The organism is Streptomyces cinereospinus, assembly GCF_042430725.1.
GTDB lineage: Bacteria > Actinomycetota > Actinomycetes > Streptomycetales > Streptomycetaceae > Streptomyces > Streptomyces cinereospinus.
This window is the reverse complement of the sequence record NZ_JBHMCY010000028.1, coordinates 21,609-41,713: the sequence shown is the minus strand read 5'-3', so window position 1 is coordinate 41,713 and position 20,105 is coordinate 21,609. Positions and strand designations below refer to the sequence as shown.

Sequence of the window (20,105 nt, the reverse complement as noted above, 5' to 3'; positions counted from 1 at the left end):
CGCGGACATCGGGCCGTGGCGTCAGCGGTGTCGACTGCGTTCTTCGGGCCTCGTGGCCACTGGTGGGGCCGGAGGGTGTGACGTGGCGGACATGGCCGACGTTCCGCTGGTGGCGCTTCGCATGCGAGCCGCTTGCGTCCGCCGGTTCGGCTGAGCGGCGATGCGCCAGTTGAGGACCTCGGCGGGGCGTTCCGCGCTGTCGAGTTCCCGCTGGGTGCCCACCTCGGCTAGGAGACGTCGGGGGTTGTGGCCGGCGGTCTCGGCTTGGGCGAGGGTTATGGTCAGGGCGGTCCAAGTGGGGTCGGCGAGGATCCGGTCGGCGTAGTCGGGGAGAGCTGCACGAAGATCCTGTTCGAAGCGGCGGGCGGTTGCGGCTCGCGGTGCTCGGCGGGCCAAGTCCGCCAGGACGGGTGTGGCGGCCTGCTGGTAGCCCGCCTGTAGGTGGCGGAGGGCTTCTTCGGCCGCGGCTGCTTGCTGTTCGTGGCCGCGTTGGGCGTGCCAGTGGGCGGCGGCGCGGGCCAGGTGCACGGTGGCGAAGAGCAGGGCGATGGCGAGTCCGCCCGGCTCGCTGGAGGCGTAGGCGAGTTCCTTGGCGGCCTTGCGCAGGGCGGTGGCGGCCTGGTGGTCGGCGCGGGTGGCGGAGCGGCGGGCGCGGTTGAACGCCATCGCCGCCGCTCGTAGTTCCGTCCGGTGTGGGCCGGTCGTGGCGCTGGCGATGTTGTACAGGGCGTCACCGAAGGCGGCCAGGTGGCCCTGGGCGGCGGCATCGTCACCGGAGCCAAGGACGGTGCGTGCCGCGTGTATGGCGGTGGTGGTGTGGCGCCATGGGTCGGCTGGGTCCGCCACGTACTGCGGGTGGTCGGCCACCTTCTGGTCGGGGAGGCGTTCGCGTAGACGGTTGATCGAGAGGTCGGGGGCAAGTTTGGAGCCTCCGTACCAGACGGGTTCGCCGGCCGCGTTGGTGTCTCCAGGTGCGGCAAGGCTGTAGCCGATCACATCGCCTGTCTCGGGGCCGAGGCGCGTCTTGACCTTGATGCCCAGGGAGTCCAGCACGGTGAAGTAGTCGGCTTCGGTTTGTACGGCGGCGGCGACCGCGTACGCCTGCTCGCGCAGCCACTGCCGTGCCGTGACGGTCTGGCCCTGGCGTTCCGCCTTGGCGCGTTCGGCGCCGGTGGGGGTGCGGGGCGCGGTGAGGTCGCCGGACTTGAGGCGGCGCAGGCCGAACTCGGCTTCGATCTTGCGGCACTCGGCTTGGGCGCGCTGTCCGTCGTGGTGGGTGCGGGGGCGGCGTCCGTCGGCGCGGCCGGTGGTGGCCATGATGTGGATGTGGTCGTCGGCATGGCGCACAGCGATCCATCGGCATGCCTTGTCGTCGCCTTCGGGGGCGATGCCTGTGGCGTGCACGATGCGGCGGGCGACCTCTGCCCACTCGGTGTCGGTGAGGTAGCGGTCGCCGGGCGCGGTACGGACCGGGCAGTGCCAGACATGCTGAGGTGGCTTCTTGCCGCCCAGCTCGCGGGTGCGCAGGTCGACGTGGTGGTCGAGGCGCTTGGCAAGGTGGGTGTAGGTGGCTGCCGGGTCGCGGCCCGGGTCGGGGGCGCCGGCCATGTCCCAGGCGGCGACGATGTGCGGGTCGGTGTGCTCGTCGCGGCGGCCTGGGCCGAAGAGGTAGACGATCAGTCCGCGGGTGTCGGAGCCGGTGGAGACGTCAGGAACCATGCGCGGTGCCTTCCGCCAGCAGCTGGTCGATCAGCCGGTAGCTGCTTTCGGCCGCTTGCTCGACGCGGTCCAGCACCGCCTCGGCACGCTCGGGCACCGTTCCTCGGTGAATGGCTGCGGTGATCTGGTTGAGGTTGCCGCCGATGCGATTCAGCGCGACCGTCTGTGCCTCGACGGCCTCGATCAGCGGGCGGAGAGGATCGTCGTCCGGGCTGCCGACCAGCCCTGCCTTGCCCAGGGCGACAGCGAGGGCGGCGTCCCCGACGAATCCGGCGAACCTCTGACCGCGCTGGTGAGCGGCGGCGCTGATCACGCTTACAGCGGTCCGGGTGAATCGGATGGTCTTCTCCTGGTCGCGCTTCTCCACGGTGCGCTTGCGGTTCATCAGCGCGGGCAGGACGGGGGCATCGAGATCCCGCCAGGAGGGCTGCTCGGCGGGCGGCGGGACATCGGCCGGCGGCTGAGTGCGAGGGACGACTGAGTCGGCTGCGGGCGGGCAGCCGGTCTCGGCTATGCCCTCCTCCGGCTCGGGCGCGCCCTGGCGCTCGGCCTCCTCCTCCGCCACCCCTGGGGCGGGGGCAAGCGCGGACGAAGCCTCGTTAGAGGCTCGTTCGCTCCAGCTTGCTGCTGATCGGAAGGTCAGGCCGAAGAATCCCTTGCGACGGCGGGTGGGGGAGTTGTCGGCGCTCGTTTCGGGCATGGTGGTGCTCCGGTGGTCGTGTGCCGGGGGGGGCTTCGTCACGTCCGTTGCATCCGTCCCGTAGCTGGTCAGGACAGGTACGGAGACGGTCGCAGGTACGGAGTGATCCGTACCTGCGAGGAACTCCGTCCCCGCGCTGACCTGCGCGGGGACGGATGCGACGGATTGATACGGAGCTGGGGTCAGCGCGTGGGCCTGGGGCCGGCAGGCGCGCCGGGCGGGCCGATGGGCAGCGTCCCGGACGGAGGGGCGGGCGGCTTGCCCGGGACTCGACGTACGAGCACGGTCTCCGCTGCTGCGGGTGCCGGTGGGGCGGGGTCGGGGCAGTAGCGGGCCCAGGCGTCGAGGAACTGGTTGCGGGCGTACGCCTTGGCCTGCCTGCCGTTCTCGAAGCGGTGGTTGGCCGGGCTGATACCGAAGTCGCGCAGCAGATTGGCCAGGTGGTAAGCGTTCAAGCCCTTCGTCCCGTACTCGGCCCACGGCGCCTCGGCGTCCTGGATGAGCGCGGCGAGCAGGTCGTGGCTGCGCAACGCCTCCGTGTCGCCCTGCTGCTCGAAGACGCGTCGGACGTCCCGGAGCAACCGGGTCTTCAGCGTCGTCTGCTCGTCCTGGACCACCTCGTTGCGGGTCATCGCCAGGCAGGCGGCACGGGCCCGCGAGGGCCAGTGGCCGTCGGCCAGGTCGGCGACGATCACCAGGGGCTCCCACGTATCGGCAGCCCGGTCTTCGACCGGCATCGGCGGCACCAGTCGGTGCGCTGCCCCGCGAAGTGGGCTCAGCCATGCGGCCAGCCGGTCGCGCAGCGCGTTCAGTTCCGGGACGGAGTGCCGGGACCGGAAGGGAGCGACCTTCTCGCCGGGCTTGCGCTTCTGCATGCGGAGCACGACCGCCCGGTCCATGATCGTGTCCGGCAGGTCGCCGATGCCTGCCAGCGCGGCCATGGCGAAGGTGGGGAACGCGGTGGGCTTGTGTTCCGGGCCGGAGATTCGCCAGGCGGGGCGGTTGCGCTGGTGTCCGGCGTTCAGCAGGCCCCGGAGGTCCTCCTTGTCTCCGGCCTTGGGGCCGAAGATGGTGTCGGCCTCGTCCACCAGGAGCGTGGGCGGGTCCTCGCCGATGATCCGGAAGACCACCGCTGGCGAGGTGTTCACCGTCATCATCGGCCGGGACACGGTCTCGTGAAGCACGTCCAGGACACGGGACTTTCCGCATCCCTTGGTCGGTCCCACCACCGCCAGGCGCGGCGCGTGCTGTAGGGCGGGCTGGATGTGGGAGGCCGCCACCCAGAGGGTGACTGCCGTCAGTGCCTCGTCGCTCGGCAGCACCACGTACCGGCCGATCGCCGAGCGCAGGTCGTCCAGCAGCGCGGCTCCCTCGTCGGCCGTCTCGCCGCCCGTACCGGCGCGGTCCCCGGTCCCCGATCTGCCGTCGGGGGCCACGGTCCCCGCAGATGCGTGGGGACCGTGGCTCTCACCATCGGCTCGGGGTGCGCCGTGCTCGCCCGGAATTTGGGGACCGGGTTCGGGGACCGGCGGACCGAGAGTCACTGTCCGGTCCCCGGCTTCCGCTCCGGCGGGACCGGTCCCCAAGGCGCTGACCTGCGCAGGTGTCGCGCTGGGGGAGTTTCGGTCCCCGACCGGAACACCCGTCGAAGCAGGGGACCGTGACTCCGTTCGGTCCCCGCTTCGTTCCCCGTTGCGCCATGGGATGCCCTGGCCGGGGACCGCAGCGGCAGGCCAGACGACCTTGTGGGATGTGTTCGAGGTGGAGGGGGACGTAGAGTCCTCCATAGACGTTCCTCTCAGGTGAGGGACGGGACGGGTAAGGTCCCACCCCTCACCGGTTCGTTCGTTCAGGGATGGGCGACGTGCAGGGGAATCTCCGGCCCTCGGCGTTGGCGCGCCGGGGGCCGTTGCTGTGTCTGGGCCTGTCGGTGGCTCACGAGGCCAGGCCCCATTCCTCCTGGCCGTCGATCAGCGTGCGCTCGTAGCGCAGCAGCTCGACCTCGGGGTACAGCACCCGCTTGCCGATCTTGATGCCGCGCGGCCCCTTCTGGATGTGGCGCCAGTAGCGGACGGTGCTTTCGGCTGTGCGGTAGCGCTTGGCGACCTCGGAGGTGGTCAGGTATCGCATGCATTCCCATTCGGCTAGATGACGATTCGATCTGCATAGAGTTGCATCCCGGGATCGGCGGTTACCCAAATCGGGAAGCTCATGTTTCAATTTGGATAGCACCGGGGATGATGGAGGTTCGATGGCAGGCGACAGGCCCGAGGGCGGCGAGGTGCCGCTGCTCTACAGCGAAGGGAACGTGGCCGCGCGCGTGGCACTGGAGCGCCAGGTCAGAGGATGGAGCACGACCGAGCTGGCCGAGCGGGTAACCAGAGCCGGCATCAAGATGAACCAGACGGCGGTCTGGCGCATCGAGAACGGCACCCCCCGCCGGCGCATCAACCTCGACGAGGCCCTCGCCTTCTCCCGCGTCTTCGAGCTACCCCTCGAAGAGCTGATGTCCCCGCCCCTGGAGGGGCTCGACATCGACAGCCGGCGACTCGTCCAAGAAGCCGTCGAGGCGTTCTACGAGGCCTGCGACGCGCGCGATCGTCTCCACCACGCCGTGGTCGCCATCGCCGACCACATCAAGGCCCATCCCGACAGCTCGCGGGCGATCCACGAGCAGTGCCTCCGCCTCATGGGCGACGAGCGGGACGCTCGCACCCTCAGCGGCGACATCGAGGACGGCGGCCACCACTGACAACCGACACGAAGGAGAGGCCACTTGGCCAACATTCAGAAGCGCCCCAACGGCAAGTGGCGGGCCCGCTATCGCGACCTCGATGGCAAGGAGCACGCGCGCCACTTCGAGCGGAAGATCGACGCCCAGCGATGGATCGACGAGGTCACGGCCAGCCTGGTCACCGGTCAGTATGTCGATCCGCGATCGGCGAAGAAGCCCTTCAAGGAGTACGCGGAGGAATGGCGGGCCATCCAGCCGCACCGGCCTTCCACGGCCAAGGCGGTGGCCCAGCACCTGCGGTGCTATGTCTACCCGGCCTGGGAGAAGCGGGCACTCGGCGCCATCAAGCCCGGCGACGTGCAGAGTTGGGTCACCAGCCTGACCACCACGCACGGGCTGGCCGCCAGCACCTCACGGACCGTCTTCAACACGGTCAACGCCGTCTTCCGGGCGGCCGTCCGTGACCGGATGATCCCTCACAACCCGTGCGCCGAGGCGAAGCTGCCCTCGGTACCCAGGAAGAAGATCGTGCCGCTCGCCGTCGAGCAGGTACGGACTCTGGCTGAGGAGATACCCGCGCGCTACAAGGGCCTCGTGCTGCTCGGCGCGGCCACCGGGCTTCGCCCGGGCGAGCTGTTCGGCCTCCAGCTCCGGCACGTGGACCTGCTGCACGCGACCGTCTCGGTCGAGCAGCAGATCCAGCAGACCGCCAAGCACGGCGTGTACGTCTGCCCGCCCAAGACCGCTCGCTCGCACCGCGCGGTCCCGCTCCCCCGCATGGCGGTCGATGCGATGAAGACCCACCTGCGGGACTTCCCCGCCGATGGGCCCGAGAGCTGGATCTTCACGGCGCCGCAAGGCGGACCCGTGGTCTACACGCACTTCATGGACGGGTCCTGGAGGCCCGCCTGCGCGAAGGCCGGCATAGCGAAGGGCACCGGACCTCATGCCCTGCGGCACCACTACGCCAGCCTGCTGATCAAGCACGGCGAGTCCGTGAAGACGGTCTCCGAGCGCCTCGGCCACACTAATGCGGCCATGACGCTGAACATCTACACCCACCTGTGGCCCGACTCCGAGGAGCGGACCCGGGCGGCCGTCGACAAGGCGTACGCGAACCGCCCCGCGGACGACGAGACGACGGTAGACGAAGCGGCGTAACCGCTCCCCCGCGTGCCGGACTCATCCAGCACGCTGCGGACTCTGTGCGGACCGCAAAGGCCGCCCAACCCGCTCCGCCGCAGGTCAGACGGTCTTTCGCCGGACGTATTAGACGTTGAAGCGGAACTCCACCACATCCCCGTCCTGCATGACGTAGTCCTTGCCCTCCATCCGCGCCTTCCCCTTCGCGCGGGCCTCCGCCACCGAACCCGTCTCGACCAGGTCGCCGAAGGAGATGACCTCCGCCTTGATGAAGCCCTTCTGGAAATCGGTGTGGATGACACCGGCGGCCTCGGGGGCGGTGGCGCCCTTCTTGATGGTCCAGGCGCGGGACTCCTTGGGGCCGGCCGTGAGGTAGGTCTGCAGGCCGAGGGTGTCGAAGCCGACGCGGGCGAGGGTGGCGAGGCCGGGCTCGGTGGCGCCGACCGACTCCAGCAGCTCCATGGCGTCCTCCTCGTCCAGCTCGGCGAGGTCCGCCTCCAGCTTGGCGTTGAGGAAGATCGCCTCGGCGGGGGCGACCAGGGCGCGCTGCTCGTCCTTGAAGGCCTCGTCCGTCAGCTCGTCCTCGTCGACGTTGAAGACGTAGAGGAAGGGCTTGGTGGTCAGCAGGTGCAGGTCGTGCAGGAGCTCGGCGCGCTCGCTGCCCTGGACGATGCCGTGCGCGAAGAGGGTGTCGCCCTTCTCCAGGATCTCCTTGGCCTCCTCGACCGCCTTGACCTTGGGAGCCGTGTCCTTCTTGATCCGGGACTCCTTCTGGAGGCGCGGCAGGACCTTCTCGATGGTCTGGAGGTCGGCCAGGATCAGCTCGGTGTTGATCGTCTCGATGTCGTCCTTGGGCGAGACCTTGCCGTCGACGTGGACGACGTTCTCGTCCTTGAAGGCGCGGATGACCTGGCAGATCGCGTCGGACTCGCGGATGTTCGCCAGGAACTTGTTGCCCAGGCCCTCGCCCTCGGAGGCGCCCCGCACGATGCCCGCGATGTCGACGAAGTCGACCGTGGCCGGCAGCACCCGCTCGGAGGAGAAGATCTCGGCCAGCTTCGCCAGGCGCGGGTCGGGGACGCCGACCACGCCGACGTTCGGCTCGATCGTGGCGAACGGGTAGTTGGCCGCCAGCACGTCGTTCTTGGTCAGGGCGTTGAACAGGGTCGACTTGCCGACATTCGGCAGACCGACGATTCCGATCGTGAGCGACACGTTGCGACTTCCCGTACGTGAGAGGGGCGTGGAGGCCGGTGGGCCGGGGGCCAGGAACCGGGGACCGGCGGGGCCGGTCCACCAGTTTACGCGGTGGCGCACTCCGGCCGGGCGTCCTGTCGAACGCTTGGCCAAGCTCTGCCCAACGGCGTGTCGGACGGGCTATTCAGCACATTAACCGACCTAAGTTGGGCCGGTGGAGCAACGCAGGACGCGATTTTCCCAGCACGGACCGCGACGCGGGACCTCGCCGCCGGCCCCGCTGCCCCCGCAGGCGCGGCGGGACGGTGGCGGTGGCTCCCCGGCGCGGCCCGTGCGCCGCCCCGCCGGTGCCGCCCGGCCCCCGTCAGCGGTACGCCGGCCGGCCCCGCCGCTCGTCCGGGCGGTCCGCGGGATGCCCAACCCCCGGCTCACCGGGCTCGGCTGCGGGCTGTTCTGCGGCACGGCGATGCTGGTCCTGGGCTGTCTCGACGCGCTGCTGCTCGGGTCGTCGCTCCTCGTGTACGGCCTGCTGTTCCTGCCGGTGTGCGTGCTGGCGGCGGTGTGGGTGCGGGCGGCGGACCTGGTGACCGTGCCCGTCGTGGTGCCGATCGCCTTCGCGCTGGGGCTGGTGCCGGTCGCCCCGAGCGGGGACGGGCTGAGCGGGCGGGCGGTGGCCCTGTTCACCGCGCTGGCCACGCAGGCGGGGTGGCTGTACGGGGGGACGCTCGTCGCCGGGTCGATCGTGACCGTGCGCAAGGTCCGCCGGATGCGGCGGCGGGTGGCGCGCAACCGCCCACCCGCGTGAACACCGCCACGGGGCCGGCCCTACGCGCCGTGCGCGGCTCTCATCGCCGCGCCCACGATGCCCGCGTTGTTCTGCAGCTGCGCCGGGACGATCTGCGCATTGACGCCCTCGATGAGGTGCAGGAACTTGTGGGCCTTGCGGCTGACGCCGCCGCCGACGATGAAGAGCTCGGGCGAGAAGAGCATCTCGACGTGCGCGAGGTACTGCTGGACCCGGTGCGCCCAGTGCTCCCACGACAGGTCGTGGTCCTCCTTGGCCTTGCTGGAGGCCCGCTTCTCCGCGTCGTGCCCGTGCAGCTCCAGGTGGCCCAGCTCGGTGTTGGGCACCAGGACGCCGTCGGTGAAGACGGCGCTGCCGATGCCGGTGCCGAAGGTCAGCATGATGACCGTGCCCGTGCGGTCGCGGCCGGCGCCGAAGGCCATCTCCGCGACGCCCGCCGCGTCCGCGTCGTTGACCACGGTCACCGGGGCGCCGCCCAGGCGGCCGCCCAGCAGCACGCGCGCGTCGGTGTCGATCCAGCCCTTGTCGACGTTGGCCGCCGTGCGGATCATGGCGCCGTCCGTGACCACGCCGGGGAAGGTCACGCCGACCGGTCCCGTCCAGCCGAAGTGGTCGACGACCTCCTTCACGCCGTCGGCCACCGAGTCCGGCGTGGCCGGGTGGGGGGTCAGCACCTTGTAACGCTCGTCCGTGAGGTCGCCCCTGTCGAGGTCCACAGGGGCGCCCTTGATCCCGGATCCACCGATGTCCACGCCGAAGATCTGCATGTCACCACGTTACGACGGACCACTGACAGTCACGACGCCGGAGTCCTCGCCGGCTGCCGCATCCCGCCGACGGCCCACCGCACCGCACCGACAGCCCACCGCATCCCGCCGACGGCCCACCGCACCGCACCGGCGGCCCGCCGCCCGGCTCACCGCTCGGCGGTGCCCGATCCGCCCGTGCGCTGCTCGATCAGCGCCGCGGCCTCCTCGCGCAGGTCGCGGCGGAGCTCCTTGGGCAGCGAGAAGGTGATGGACTCCTCGGCCGCCTTCACGATCTCGACGTCCTCGAAACCGCGCTGGGACAGCCACTCCAGCACCTGCTCGACCAGCACCTCGGGGACGGAGGCACCGGAGGTGACGCCGACCGTGGTGACGCCCTCCAGCCAGGCCTCGTCGATCTCGTCGGCGAAGTCGACCAGGTAGGACGCGCGGGCGCCGGCCAGCTTGGCGACCTCGACGAGCCGCTTGGAGTTGGAGGAGTTGCGGGAGCCGACGACGATGACGAGGTCGGCCTCGGCGCCCATCTGTTTGACCGCGAGCTGGCGGTTCTGGGTGGCGTAGCAGATGTCGTCGCTGGGCGGCGAGATCAGCTGCGGGAACTTCTCCTTGAGGGCGTCGACGGTCTCCATGGTCTCGTCCACGGAGAGCGTGGTCTGGGAGAGCCAGACGACCTTGGACGGGTCGCGGACCTCGACCTTCGCCACGTCGCCGGGGCCGTCGACGAGCTGGATGTGGTCGGGCGCCTCGCCGGAGGTGCCGATGACCTCCTCGTGGCCCTCGTGCCCGATCAGGAGGATGTCGTAGTCCTCGTTCGCGAACCGGACCGCTTCCTTGTGGACCTTGGTGACCAGCGGGCAGGTGGCGTCGATGGTGGCCAGCCGGCCCCGCGCCGCCTCCTCGTGGACGACCGGGGCGACCCCGTGCGCGGAGAACATGACGATGTTCCCCGGGGGGACCTCCTCGGTCCGCTCGACGAAGACGGCGCCCTTTTTCTCCAGGGTCTGCACGACGTACTTGTTGTGGACGATCTCGTGCCGGACGTACACCGGAGCGCCGTACTGCTCCAGGGCCTTCTCGACGGCGATCACGGCGCGGTCCACACCCGCGCAGTAGCCCCGCGGGGCGGCGAGCAGGACACGGCGGCCAGTCGAAGCAGTCATGGCACCCATCGTAAGGCCGCGTCCGGGGTCGCAGATCGCGCTCTGGTGGCGTTCCCGGGGAGACCGGCCCGGAGCCGGGAGGGGTGGGGCGGGGCGCCCCGTACGCGACCGCGGAGGCGGCTGATGTCCGGGACCGGCACGGCGGCGCCCGCGGCGAAGGGCGCCGCCACCGGCCGCGGCGCACCCCGGGCCGGCGGGACCTGGTGGTGTACGTGCCGGTGCCGGGCGCGCGCTGATCACCGTCACGGTGATCGTGGAGGCGTCGCGGAGCGCTCGGGTGGCGGGGGCGGTGTGGCCGGCGGCGGGTGCCGTGGTGCTGGTGGCTCGGGACCGCGGGAAGGCCCCGGCCGGCACCTGAGGACGGGCCGGGTTGTCGGTGCCGCCCACTACGCTCGCGGCATGGCAGTCAACACGTCCCCGGAATCCCCCCTGCCCGTCGGCGAGGTGTCGCGGCTCATCGGGCGGTGGATCGACCGGCTCGGGGCGGTCTGGGTGGAGGGGCAGATCACGCAGTTGTCACGGCGGCCGGGCGCGGGCGTGGTGTTCCTGACGCTGCGCGACCCGTCGTACGACATCTCGGTGAGCGTCACCTGCTACCGGCAGGTGTTCGACGCGGTCGCCGACGTGGTGAGCGAGGGCGCGCGGGTCGTCGTCCTGGCGAAGCCGGAGTGGTACGCGCCGCGGGGCCAGCTGTCGCTGCGGGCCGCCGAGATCAAGCCGGTGGGGGTCGGGGAGCTGCTGGCGCGGCTGGAGCAGCTGAAGCGGAAGCTGGCGGGCGAGGGGCTGTTCGCGCCGGAGCGGAAGCGGCCGCTGCCGTTCCTGCCGCAGCTGATCGGGCTGGTGTGCGGGCGGGCCTCGGCGGCGGAGCGGGACGTGCTGGAGAACGCCCGGCACCGGTGGCCGGCCGTGCGCTTCGAGGTGCGCAACGTCGCCGTGCAGGGGGTGCACGCCGTGCCGCAGGTGGTGCAGGCCGTCAAGGAGCTCGACGCGGTCGACGAGGTCGACGTGATCGTCGTGGCGCGCGGCGGGGGCAGCGTGGAGGACCTGTTGCCGTTCTCCGACGAGCAGCTCGTGCGGGCCGTCGCGGCCTGCCGGACGCCGGTGGTGTCGGCCATCGGGCACGAGCCCGACAACCCGCTGCTGGACCACGTCGCCGATCTGCGCGCCTCCACGCCCACCGACGCGGCGAAGAAGGTCGTCCCGGACGTGGGTGAGGAGGCCGAGCGGGTGCGGCAGCTGCGGGACCGGGCGCGGCGGTGCGTGGCGGCGTTCGTGGAGCGCGAGGAGCGCGGGCTGGCGCACGCGCTGGCGCGGCCCTCGATACAGGACCCGCACCGGATGATCGAGGAGCGGGCCGAGCAGGTGGCGGCCCTGGCCGAGCGCGGGCGGCGGTGCCTGGGGCACCATCTGGACCGGGCCGAGTCGGAGCTGGCGCACACGCACGCGCGCGTGGTGGCCCTGTCGCCGGCGGCGACCCTGAAGCGGGGGTACGCGGTGCTGCAGAAGGCCGACGGCCACGTGGTCCGCGCCCCGGACGAGGTGACCGCCGGAGAGCGGCTGCGGGCACGGGTGGCGGAGGGGGAGCTCCCCGTCCGGGCCGGCACCGGACAGGACCTAGGGTGAACGGATGAGCAGCAGGGTGGACGGCAGGGTGGACGAGGCACTGGGCTACGAGCAGGCGCGCGACGAGCTGATCGAGGTCGTACGGCGGCTGGAGGCGGGCGGGACGACGCTGGAGGAGTCCCTCGCGCTGTGGGAGCGCGGCGAGGAGCTGGCGAAGGTGTGCCGGCGGTGGCTGGAGGGCGCGCGGGCCCGGCTGGACGCGGCGCTGGCCGAGGAGGCGGCGGAAGAGGCGGGCCGGGAGCCGGCCGACGGGGACGCGGGCGGGTAGGCGCCGCCGACCGGTCCGCGGCGCGTCCGCGGGCGGGGTGCGCCCCCGGTCGCGCGGAGCGCTTCTTGCTGTGAAGCCGATCACCCCACAGCGTTTATAATTGAACGTTGAAACTTCGCTCGCGTACCGTCGGTCCGTCAGCCGATCCGGTCCACGGATCCGACACACGTCCCGAGAAGGTTCACCATGTCTCTCGTTCTTGACCCCGCCGCCCAGGACCTGCTGTTCCGGGAGGCCCGCACCGCCAACACCTTCACCGACGAGCCCGTCACCGACGAGCAGGTGCAGGCCATCTACGACCTGGTCAAGTACGGCCCCACCGCCTTCAACCAGTGCCCGCTGCGCATCACCCTGGTCCGCTCCCCCGAGGCCCGCGAGCGCCTGGTCCAGCACCTGGCCGAGGGCAACCGGGCCAAGACGGCGACCGCCCCGCTGGTGGCCATCCTCTCCGCGGACAACGAGTTCCACGAGGAGCTGCCGGCGCTGCTCCCGCACTACCCGCAGGCCAAGGACGCCTTCTTCAGCGAGCGCTCGGCGCGTGAGAGCGCCGCCGCGCTCAACGCCTCCCTCCAGGCCGCGTACTTCATCGTCGGCGTCCGGGCCGCCGGGCTGGCCGCCGGCCCGATGACCGGCATGGACTTCGAGGGTGTCCGCAAGGAGTTCCTGGACGACGACCACACCCCGCTGATGGTCGTGAACATCGGCCACCCGGGCCCGGACGCGTGGTTCCCGCGCCTGCCGCGCCTGGCGTACGAGGACGTCGTCACCACCGTGTGACCGGCCCCCGCACGACGGGAGAGGCCCCCGGCTGCCGCCGGGGGCCTCTCCCGTGTCGCCACGACTGCGGTGTCACGACGTCCTGAGCGCCTTCACCATCGTCGCCAGCTGGTCGAACGAGCCGGTGCCGGCCACCACCGTGGTCGTGCCCCTGGTGTCGTCGTCCGCCGCCAGGACCAGCGCGTCGTACCGGCCGCCGGTGTAGCGGACCCAGGTGCGGCCGCCGATCTCCTCGGTGACCTCCGTCTCCTGCGCCCCCTGGGTGGCCTCCTCGATGAACGGGATCCGCTTGCCCGTGGACTGCTTCACGGTGACGTACTCGCCGTCGGGAGCGTGGAAACCCAGGTGCCAGGTGTCGTGCTCCTGGCCGTCGAAGCGGACCGACGTCGCCTTCCAGGTCTGCGGCAGACCCTGTGGTGCCGCCACCGGGTAGGCGGCGGCACGGCGGGCCGTGATCACCTCGATGCGGTAGTCGACCCGCTGGATGTCGGGTTCCTGGTCGTCGTCGTGCGGGACGAAGAGGTACATGACCATTCCCGCCAGCACGATCAGGCCCAGGGAGAGAACCATGTCCCGGACCGTCTGCTGCTTGCCTTTCGTACCTGCCACGCCCTCTATCGTCGCAGGTGCCCCGGCCGCTCATCCGTGGGGGGTGCTGCTCATTCTGTCGCTCTGGCGATAGAGTCGTGCCCGAACCCTCATCCGGCCGTCGTCGTATCAGAAAGGTGCGCTCCGATGACCGAGCATCACTTGCCGTCCGAACTCGATGTCCCTTCCGAGGCCCCCGACCGCAACCTGGCCCTGGAGCTGGTCCGGGTGACCGAGGCCGCGGCCATGGCCGCGGGCCGCTGGGTGGGGCGCGGTGACAAGAACGGCGCCGACGGTGCCGCGGTACGCGCCATGCGCACCCTCGTCTCCACCGTCTCCATGAACGGCGTCGTCGTCATCGGGGAGGGCGAGAAGGACGAGGCGCCGATGCTCTTCAACGGGGAGCGGGTCGGCGACGGGACCGGGCCCGAGTGCGACATCGCCGTCGACCCGATCGACGGCACCACCCTCACCGCCAAGGGCATGCCGAACGCGATCGCGGTGCTGGCCGCGGCGGAGCGGGGCTCGATGTTCGACCCGTCGGCCGTGTTCTACATGGACAAGCTGGTCACCGGTCCCGAGGCGGCGGACTTCGTCGACATCGACGCGCCGGTGTCGGTGAACATCCGCCGGGTCGCGAAGGCCAAGCGCGCCACCCCGGAGGACGTCACCGTCGTCATCCTCGACCGGCCCCGCCACCAGCGGCTGATCGAGGAGGTCCGGGAGACCGGCGCGCGCATCAAGCTGATCTCCGACGGGGACGTCGCCGGGTCGATCCTGGCGCTGCGCGAGGGCACCGGCGTGGACCTGCTGCTGGGCATCGGCGGGACGCCGGAGGGGATCATCTCCGCCTGTGCCGTCAAGTGCCTCGGCGGGACCATCCAGGGCAAGCTGTGGCCCAAGGACGACGAGGAGCGGCAGCGGGCGCTCGACGCCGGGCACGACCTGGACCGGGTGCTGACCACCGAGGACCTGGTGACCGGGGAGAACGTCTTCTTCGTGGCCACCGGCATCACCGACGGGGAGCTGCTGCGCGGGGTCCGCTACCGGTCCGAGACCGCCCTCACGGACTCGATCGTGATGCGGTCCAAGTCGGGCACGGTGCGGCGGATCGACTCCGAGCACCGGCTGAGCAAGCTGCGCGCCTACAGCGCGATCGACTTCGACCGGGCCAAGTAGGACCACCCGGAGGGCCGGCACGCCGGCCACCGGCACCACGAAGGCGCCCCCGGTGCGGAGGGGGCGCCTTCGCCCGTGCGGGCCCGCGGTCAGCCGGCTGCCGCTATCCGGCTGTTCGCCCGGGCCGACTTCTTCAGCTCCAGCTCCCGGCGGCGGCGCCGGGCCAGGACCACGCGGCGCTCGGCGGCGGTCAGACCGCCCCAGACGCCGTACGGCTCGGGTTGCAGGAGGGCGTGCTCGCGGCACTCGACCATGACCGGGCAGCGGGCGCAGACCCGCTTGGCCGCCTCCTCGCGCGAGAGGCGGGCGGCGGTGGGCTCCTTGGACGGCGCGAAGAACAGGCCGGCCTCGTCGCGCCGGCACACGGCCTCCGTGTGCCAGGGGGTGTCCTGGTCCCTGTCTCGCTCTGGCACCCGCTGGGCCGGAACGCCAGCTACCTGCAGGGACGAATGCGGCGGTTGCAGCACGGTCTACTCCTGACGACGGCTTCGCGAGCGAGAGACGATGCAGCAAGGTCTACCCGCTGTGCGCGCGCCTATGCAGGGAGTCCCCGGCCGCCGGGTTCCGGCGGGGCGGACGCGCCGCCCGGGACGCGGCGGACGGCGGCCGCACCGCGTCCGGTCAGGCCGGCTTCACGACCGTCAACGGTCCAGGTGCTTGCGCAAACCGCCGTCGGCCTTGCGCTGCACGCGGTCGAGGATGTCCGCCACGAGCCTGCCGCGCTTCGGCCGGGCCTCGATGCTGCCGAGCACGGCCCAGCCGTCCACGAAGACGACGGGCGCGTCGGGGTCGGCCGCGTCCAGCGTGTCCACCTCGAAGCTGCCGAGGACGCCACCGCCGGAGCCGCGCAGCGAGACGTTCTCCGGCACCCGGACCTCGACGCTCCCGAAGACCGACCAGGCCTTGATCACGACCTGCTGGTACTCGAAGATCGCCTCGCTGAGGTCGAGTTCGACACTGCCGAAGATTGAGTAGGCGTGGATCCGGCGGCCCGCGCGCCAGCGCCCCTTGCGCACCGAGGCGCTGAACACCGCGACCACGTTCTCGTCCGGGTCCGCCGGTATCGCGCCCGCCGTCGGCCGGCGGGGCGCCGCGGTGTACGCCGGGGTCGCGCGGGCCCGCCGCCCGCCCGGCAGGTCCCGTACGTACGGCTCGAGTTCGCCGACCGTCCTGGCGCGGTAGACGCCCTCGATCCGCTCGGCGTGCTCCTCGGCGGTGAGGCGGCCCTCGGCCAGGGCGTCGCGGAGGATGTCCGCGACGCGGTCGCGGTCGGCGTCGGAGGCGCGGAGCTCGGAGACGGGCGCGGTCTGCTTCTGAAGGTCCACGGCAGCAGCGTACCCACACACGATAGATCGCGACACCGCCGGGAGCCGCGAACTGAGCCCTACCTCACAGAGTTCCCGCCGGTGGCACGTCCTACGCTGGTGGACGCTGCCAATGGAGGCCAGCCGCTGTCCGCCGTGAGTGAGGAATGGGCGAGATGCCTGAGTTCGCGTACACCGATCTGCTCCCCATGGGAGAGGACACCACCCCGTACCGGCTGGTGACCTCCGAGGGTGTCTCCACCTTCGAGGCCGACGGGCGGACGTTCCTCAAGGTCGAGCCGGAGGCGCTGCGCAGGCTCGCCGAGGAGGCCGTCCACGACATCCAGCACTACCTGCGCCCGGCCCACCTGGCCCAGCTGCGCCGGATCATCGACGACCCGGAGGCGTCCGCCAACGACAAGTTCGTCGCGCTCGACCTGCTGAAGAACGCGAACATCGCGGCGGCGGGCGTGCTGCCCATGTGCCAGGACACCGGCACGGCGATCGTCATGGGCAAGCGCGGCCAGCACGTCCTCACCGCGGGCGAGGACGAGAAGGCGCTGTCCGAGGGCATCTACGACGCGTACACCAGGCTGAACCTGCGCTACTCCCAGATGGCCCCGCTGACCATGTGGGAGGAGAAGAACACCGGCTCCAACCTCCCCGCGCAGATCGAGCTGTACGCGACGGACGGCGGCGCCTACAAGTTCCTCTTCATGGCGAAGGGCGGCGGCTCGGCCAACAAGTCGTTCCTCTACCAGGAGACGAAGGCCGTCCTGAACGAGGCCTCCATGATGAAGTTCCTGGAGGAGAAGATCCGCTCCCTCGGCACGGCCGCCTGCCCGCCGTACCACCTGGCCATCGTGGTCGGCGGGACGAGCGCCGAGTACGCGCTGAAGACCGCGAAGTACGCCTCCGCGCACTACCTGGACGAGATCCCCGCCGAGGGTTCCCCGCTCGGGCACGGCTTCCGGGACAAGGAGCTGGAGGCGAAGGTCTTCGAGCTGACGCAGAGGATCGGCATCGGCGCCCAGTTCGGCGGCAAGTACTTCTGCCACGACGTCCGGGTGGTCCGCCTCCCCCGGCACGGCGCGTCCTGCCCGGTCGCCATCGCCGTGTCCTGCTCGGCGGACCGCCAGGCGGTCGCCAAGATCACCGCCGAGGGGGTCTTCCTGGAGCAGCTGGAGACCGACCCGGCGCGCTTCCTGCCGGAGACGACCGACGAGCACCTCGACGACAGCGGCGACGTCGTGCGGATAGACCTGAACCAGCCGATGGACGGCATCCTCGCCGAGCTGACCAAGTACCCGGTCAAGACCCGCCTGTCGCTCTCCGGCCCGCTGGTCGTGGCCCGCGACATCGCGCACGCCAAGATCAAGGAGCGGCTGGACGCGGGCGAGGAGATGCCGCAGTACCTCAAGGACCACCCGGTGTACTACGCCGGTCCGGCGAAGACCCCCGAGGGCTACGCCTCCGGCTCCTTCGGCCCCACCACGGCCGGCCGGATGGACTCCTACGTCGAGCAGTTCCAGGCGGCGGGCGGCTCGAAGGTGATGCTGGCCAAGGGCAACCGGAGCAAGCAGGTCACCGAGGCCTGCGGCACGTACGGCGGCTTCTACCTGGGCTCCATCGGCGGCCCCGCCGCCCGCCTCGCCCAGGACTGCATCAAGAAGGTCGAGGTCGTCGAGTACGAGGAGCTCGGCATGGAGGCCGTCTGGAAGATCGAGGTGGAGGACTTCCCGGCGTTCATCGTGGTGGACGACAAGGGCAACGACTTCTTCCAAGACCCGGCTCCGGAGCCGACGTTCACGCACATTCCGGTGCGGGGACCGGGGCTGGCGTAGGTCCGGCGGGGCGGCGGGGGCCCTCCCGCCCCCGCCGCCCCGGAACACCACACCGCTCCCGTTCGCTGTAGCCGGTATGAGCGAATACCGGATCGAGCACGACTCCATGGGCGAGGTCAGGGTCCCGGCCGATGCCAAGTGGCGGGCGCAGACGCAGCGGGCCGTGGCGAACTTCCCCCTCTCCGGGCAGCGGCTGGAGCGGGCCCACATCGAGGCCCTGGCCCGCGTCAAGGCCGCGGCCGCCGCGGTCAACGCCAGGCTGGGCGTCCTCGACCAGGACGTCGCCGACGCCGTCCAGGAGGCGGCGCGGGAGGTCGCGGAGGGGCGGTGGGACGAGCACTTCCCCGTCGACGTCTTCCAGACGGGCTCCGGCACCTCGTCCAACATGAACGCCAACGAGGTCATCGCGACCCTCGCGAGCGAGCGGCTCGGCCGGGACGTCCACCCCAACGACCACGTCAACGCCTCCCAGTCGTCCAACGACGTCTTCCCCTCCTCGGTGCACATCGCCGCCACGGCCGCCGTGCTGCACGACCTGATCCCGGCGCTGAAGCACCTCGCCGCCGCCCTGGAGCGCAAGGCGGAGGAGTTCGCCGACGTGGTGAAGTCGGGGCGGACCCATCTGATGGACGCCACGCCCGTGACCCTGGGGCAGGAGTTCGGCGGGTACGCCGCCCAGGTGCGGTACGGCGTCGAGCGGCTGGAGACCTCGCTGCCCCGGCTCGCCGAACTGCCGCTCGGCGGTACGGCGGTCGGCACCGGTATCAACACCCCGCCCGGCTTCCCGGCGGCCGTGATCGCGGAGGTCGCCCGCGCGACCGGGCTGCCGCTCACCGAGGCCCGCAACCACTTCGAGGCGCAGGGCGCCCGGGACGGCGTCGTGGAGACCAGCGGGCAGCTGCGGACCATCGCCGTCGGACTGACGAAGATCTGCAACGACCTGCGCTGGATGGCGTCCGGGCCGCGCACCGGACTGGCCGAGATCAGCCTGCCCGACCTCCAGCCCGGTTCCTCGATCATGCCCGGCAAGGTCAACCCGGTGGTCCCCGAGGCCGTGCTGATGGTCTGTGCCCAGGTCGTCGGCAACGACGCCACCGTCGCCACCGCGGGCGCCTCCGGCAACTTCGAGCTGAACGTGATGCTTCCGGTCATCGCCAAGAACGTGCTGGAGTCCGTCCGGCTGCTCGCCAACGCCTCCCGCCTGCTGGCCGACCGGACCGTCGACGGCATCACCGCCGACCGCGAACGGGCCCGCGAGTACGCCGAGTCGTCGCCCTCCGTGGTCACCCCGCTCAACCGGTACCTCGGCTACGAGGAGGCCGCCAAGGTCGCCAAGAGGTCGCTGGCCGAGCGGAAGACGATCCGTCAGGTGGTGCTGGAGGGCGGCTACGTCGAGCGCGGCGACCTGACGGTGGAGCAGCTCGACGAGGCGCTGGACGTCCTGCGGATGACGCGCCCGTGACCCGCCCGCGGTGCCGGATGACCGGCGCGTGAACCGTGACGCGCGCCGCAGCGTCGTATGCCGGTGACACCTAGTATCTGTGCATGACGGACGGCGGAGCGGTGAGACGCGTGGAAGCGGGCGGAGCTACGGCCTTCTGGGCCCCGGGCAGTCACATCCTGTGGCGCTACCGGGAGAACGCGGGCGACCGCTTCCACATCGCGCGCCCCGTCACCGTCGTGCGCGACGACGCCGAGCTGCTGGCCGTGTGGATGGCGCCGGGCACGGAGTGCGTCAAGCCGGTCCTCGCCGACGGGACGCCGGTGCACCTGGAGCCCCTGGAGTCGCGCTACACCAAGCCGCGGACCGTGCAGCGCGACCACTGGTTCGGCACCGGCGTGCTGAAGCTGGCCCGGCCCGGTCAGCCCTGGTCGGTGTGGCTGTTCTGGGACCCGGGCTGGCAGTTCAAGAACTGGTACGTCAATCTGGAGGAGCCGCTGGCGCGCTGGGACGGCGGCGTCGACTCCGAGGACCACTTCCTCGACATCTCCGTGCTGCCGGACCGCAGTTGGCACTGGCGGGACGAGGACGAGTTCGCGCAGGCCCGGCGGGACGGCCTGATGGACGCCGCGCAGGCCGAACGGGTCCGCGCGGCGGGGCGGGCCGCGGTGGAGGTGATCCGCGCGTGGGGGCCGCCGTTCTCGGACGGCTGGCCGCACTGGCGCCCGGACCCGGCCTGGACCGTACCCTCGCTGCCGGAGGACTGGGACCGGGTGCCCGCGCCGGTGTCCTCGTGAGACCCTTGCCGCGCCCCCGGGCAGGAAACGTAGGATCGTCCTCCGCAAGGGCGCGCGGC

Annotated in this window: 20 protein-coding genes; 10 read left to right on the top strand and 10 right to left on the bottom strand. The window is 71.4% G+C overall.

Annotation, left to right across the window (positions count from 1 at the left end):
- Positions 1 to 21: 21 nt before the first annotated feature.
- The 4 genes from ACFF45_RS16530 to ACFF45_RS16515 form a co-directional block, all read right to left on the bottom strand.
- Positions 22 to 1,719 carry a relaxase/mobilization nuclease domain-containing protein gene (locus tag ACFF45_RS16530; RefSeq protein ID WP_381346801.1) on the bottom strand — a complete coding sequence of 566 codons (1,698 nt, stop codon included), beginning with the start codon at positions 1,717 to 1,719 and terminating at the stop codon, positions 22 to 24.
- Positions 1,709 to 2,284 (bottom strand): MobC domain-containing protein, encoded by a 576-nt coding sequence (locus ACFF45_RS16525; RefSeq protein ID WP_381346838.1) that lies wholly within the window; start codon positions 2,282 to 2,284, stop codon positions 1,709 to 1,711. Before ACFF45_RS16525 ends, ACFF45_RS16530 begins: the two co-directional genes overlap by 11 nt.
- A gap of 317 nt (positions 2,285 to 2,601) precedes the next feature.
- Positions 2,602 to 3,855 (bottom strand): DUF3631 domain-containing protein, encoded by a 1,254-nt coding sequence (locus tag ACFF45_RS16520; protein WP_381346800.1) that lies wholly within the window; start codon positions 3,853 to 3,855, stop codon positions 2,602 to 2,604.
- A 499-nt stretch (positions 3,856 to 4,354) separates the two neighbouring features.
- Complete coding sequence (locus ACFF45_RS16515; protein ID WP_381346799.1) at positions 4,355 to 4,549, bottom strand: helix-turn-helix transcriptional regulator; 195 nt, start codon at positions 4,547 to 4,549, stop codon at positions 4,355 to 4,357.
- A gap of 121 nt (positions 4,550 to 4,670) precedes the next feature.
- On the opposite strand from ACFF45_RS16515, the gene ACFF45_RS16510 reads away from it, so the two are divergent.
- Both ACFF45_RS16510 and ACFF45_RS16505 read left to right on the top strand, forming a co-directional pair.
- A complete protein-coding gene (locus ACFF45_RS16510) occupies positions 4,671 to 5,171 on the top strand; it encodes a helix-turn-helix domain-containing protein (protein ID WP_381346798.1) in 501 nt (166 codons plus the stop codon).
- A 24-nt stretch (positions 5,172 to 5,195) separates the two neighbouring features.
- Entirely contained in the window at positions 5,196 to 6,314 is a 1,119-nt protein-coding gene (locus ACFF45_RS16505; RefSeq protein ID WP_381346797.1) for a tyrosine-type recombinase/integrase, read from the top strand.
- A gap of 108 nt (positions 6,315 to 6,422) precedes the next feature.
- Here ACFF45_RS16505 and ychF read toward each other — a convergent pair whose 3' ends face one another.
- Positions 6,423 to 7,511, bottom strand: coding sequence for a redox-regulated ATPase YchF (ychF, locus tag ACFF45_RS16500; RefSeq protein WP_381346796.1), 1,089 nt, complete (start codon positions 7,509 to 7,511; stop codon positions 6,423 to 6,425).
- Between the two features lie 394 nt (positions 7,512 to 7,905).
- Here ychF and ACFF45_RS16495 point away from each other — a divergent pair, with 394 nt between their 5' ends.
- Complete coding sequence (locus tag ACFF45_RS16495) at positions 7,906 to 8,298, top strand: DUF6542 domain-containing protein (protein ID WP_381346795.1); 393 nt, start codon at positions 7,906 to 7,908, stop codon at positions 8,296 to 8,298.
- 20 nt (positions 8,299 to 8,318) lie between these two features.
- Here the strand turns inward: ACFF45_RS16495 and ppgK are convergent, their stop codons facing one another.
- Both ppgK and ACFF45_RS16485 read right to left on the bottom strand, forming a co-directional pair.
- Positions 8,319 to 9,065 carry a polyphosphate--glucose phosphotransferase gene (gene ppgK / locus ACFF45_RS16490; protein ID WP_381346794.1) on the bottom strand — a complete coding sequence of 249 codons (747 nt, stop codon included), beginning with the start codon at positions 9,063 to 9,065 and terminating at the stop codon, positions 8,319 to 8,321.
- Between the two features lie 149 nt (positions 9,066 to 9,214).
- On the bottom strand, positions 9,215 to 10,234 hold the full coding sequence (locus tag ACFF45_RS16485; RefSeq protein WP_381346793.1) for a 4-hydroxy-3-methylbut-2-enyl diphosphate reductase: 1,020 nt from the start codon (positions 10,232 to 10,234) through the stop codon (positions 9,215 to 9,217).
- A gap of 390 nt (positions 10,235 to 10,624) precedes the next feature.
- Between ACFF45_RS16485 and xseA the strand changes: the two genes are divergently transcribed.
- The 3 genes from xseA to ACFF45_RS16470 all read left to right on the top strand — a co-directional run bounded on the left by xseA (position 10,625) and on the right by ACFF45_RS16470 (position 12,893).
- Positions 10,625 to 11,848 (top strand): exodeoxyribonuclease VII large subunit, encoded by a 1,224-nt coding sequence (gene xseA / locus ACFF45_RS16480; protein ID WP_381346792.1) that lies wholly within the window; start codon positions 10,625 to 10,627, stop codon positions 11,846 to 11,848.
- A 4-nt stretch (positions 11,849 to 11,852) separates the two neighbouring features.
- The gene (locus ACFF45_RS16475; RefSeq protein ID WP_381346791.1) at positions 11,853 to 12,116 is read left to right on the top strand and encodes an exodeoxyribonuclease VII small subunit; all 264 of its coding nucleotides are present in this window, start codon (positions 11,853 to 11,855) and stop codon (positions 12,114 to 12,116) included.
- A gap of 186 nt (positions 12,117 to 12,302) precedes the next feature.
- Positions 12,303 to 12,893, top strand: a complete 591-nt coding sequence (locus tag ACFF45_RS16470; RefSeq protein ID WP_381346790.1) for a malonic semialdehyde reductase — start codon at positions 12,303 to 12,305, stop codon at positions 12,891 to 12,893.
- Between the two features lie 72 nt (positions 12,894 to 12,965).
- Here ACFF45_RS16470 and ACFF45_RS16465 read toward each other — a convergent pair whose 3' ends face one another.
- On the bottom strand, positions 12,966 to 13,502 hold the full coding sequence (locus ACFF45_RS16465) for a DUF4245 domain-containing protein (RefSeq protein ID WP_381346789.1): 537 nt from the start codon (positions 13,500 to 13,502) through the stop codon (positions 12,966 to 12,968).
- 126 nt (positions 13,503 to 13,628) lie between these two features.
- On the opposite strand from ACFF45_RS16465, the gene glpX reads away from it, so the two are divergent.
- Entirely contained in the window at positions 13,629 to 14,660 is a 1,032-nt protein-coding gene (gene glpX / locus ACFF45_RS16460; protein ID WP_381346788.1) for a class II fructose-bisphosphatase, read from the top strand.
- Positions 14,661 to 14,749: 89 nt separating this feature from the next.
- On the opposite strand, the gene ACFF45_RS16455 is transcribed toward glpX, so the two are convergent.
- Positions 14,750 to 15,127, bottom strand: a complete 378-nt coding sequence (locus ACFF45_RS16455) for a WhiB family transcriptional regulator (protein WP_381346787.1) — start codon at positions 15,125 to 15,127, stop codon at positions 14,750 to 14,752.
- A gap of 174 nt (positions 15,128 to 15,301) precedes the next feature.
- Positions 15,302 to 15,985, bottom strand: coding sequence for a DUF1707 SHOCT-like domain-containing protein (locus ACFF45_RS16450; protein ID WP_381346786.1), 684 nt, complete (start codon positions 15,983 to 15,985; stop codon positions 15,302 to 15,304).
- Between the two features lie 146 nt (positions 15,986 to 16,131).
- Here ACFF45_RS16450 and ACFF45_RS16445 point away from each other — a divergent pair, with 146 nt between their 5' ends.
- The 3 genes from ACFF45_RS16445 (at position 16,132) to fomD (ending at position 20,046) form a co-directional block, all read left to right on the top strand.
- Positions 16,132 to 17,808 (top strand): fumarate hydratase, encoded by a 1,677-nt coding sequence (locus tag ACFF45_RS16445; RefSeq protein WP_381346785.1) that lies wholly within the window; start codon positions 16,132 to 16,134, stop codon positions 17,806 to 17,808.
- A gap of 76 nt (positions 17,809 to 17,884) precedes the next feature.
- On the top strand, positions 17,885 to 19,270 hold the full coding sequence (locus ACFF45_RS16440) for a class II fumarate hydratase (protein ID WP_381346784.1): 1,386 nt from the start codon (positions 17,885 to 17,887) through the stop codon (positions 19,268 to 19,270).
- Between the two features lie 83 nt (positions 19,271 to 19,353).
- Positions 19,354 to 20,046, top strand: coding sequence for a cytidylyl-2-hydroxypropylphosphonate hydrolase (gene fomD / locus ACFF45_RS16435; RefSeq protein WP_381346783.1), 693 nt, complete (start codon positions 19,354 to 19,356; stop codon positions 20,044 to 20,046).
- The last annotated feature ends 59 nt before the right edge of the window (positions 20,047 to 20,105 follow it).

Coding starts and splice junctions, on each gene's coding strand:
- fomD (WP_381346783.1), top strand. CDS start 19,354: ATGACGGACGGCGGAGCGGTGAGACGCGTGGAAGCGGGCGGAGCTACG.
- ACFF45_RS16495 (WP_381346795.1), top strand. CDS start 7,906: ATGCCCAACCCCCGGCTCACCGGGCTCGGCTGCGGGCTGTTCTGCGGC.
- xseA (WP_381346792.1), top strand. CDS start 10,625: ATGGCAGTCAACACGTCCCCGGAATCCCCCCTGCCCGTCGGCGAGGTG.
- ppgK (WP_381346794.1), bottom strand. CDS start 9,065: ATGCAGATCTTCGGCGTGGACATCGGTGGATCCGGGATCAAGGGCGCC.
- ACFF45_RS16470 (WP_381346790.1), top strand. CDS start 12,303: ATGTCTCTCGTTCTTGACCCCGCCGCCCAGGACCTGCTGTTCCGGGAG.
- ACFF45_RS16445 (WP_381346785.1), top strand. CDS start 16,132: ATGGGCGAGATGCCTGAGTTCGCGTACACCGATCTGCTCCCCATGGGA.
- ACFF45_RS16475 (WP_381346791.1), top strand. CDS start 11,853: ATGAGCAGCAGGGTGGACGGCAGGGTGGACGAGGCACTGGGCTACGAG.
- ACFF45_RS16440 (WP_381346784.1), top strand. CDS start 17,885: ATGAGCGAATACCGGATCGAGCACGACTCCATGGGCGAGGTCAGGGTC.
- glpX (WP_381346788.1), top strand. CDS start 13,629: ATGACCGAGCATCACTTGCCGTCCGAACTCGATGTCCCTTCCGAGGCC.
- ACFF45_RS16530 (WP_381346801.1), bottom strand. CDS start 1,719: ATGGTTCCTGACGTCTCCACCGGCTCCGACACCCGCGGACTGATCGTC.
- ACFF45_RS16485 (WP_381346793.1), bottom strand. CDS start 10,234: ATGGGTGCCATGACTGCTTCGACTGGCCGCCGTGTCCTGCTCGCCGCC.
- ACFF45_RS16510 (WP_381346798.1), top strand. CDS start 4,671: ATGGCAGGCGACAGGCCCGAGGGCGGCGAGGTGCCGCTGCTCTACAGC.
- ACFF45_RS16515 (WP_381346799.1), bottom strand. CDS start 4,549: ATGCGATACCTGACCACCTCCGAGGTCGCCAAGCGCTACCGCACAGCC.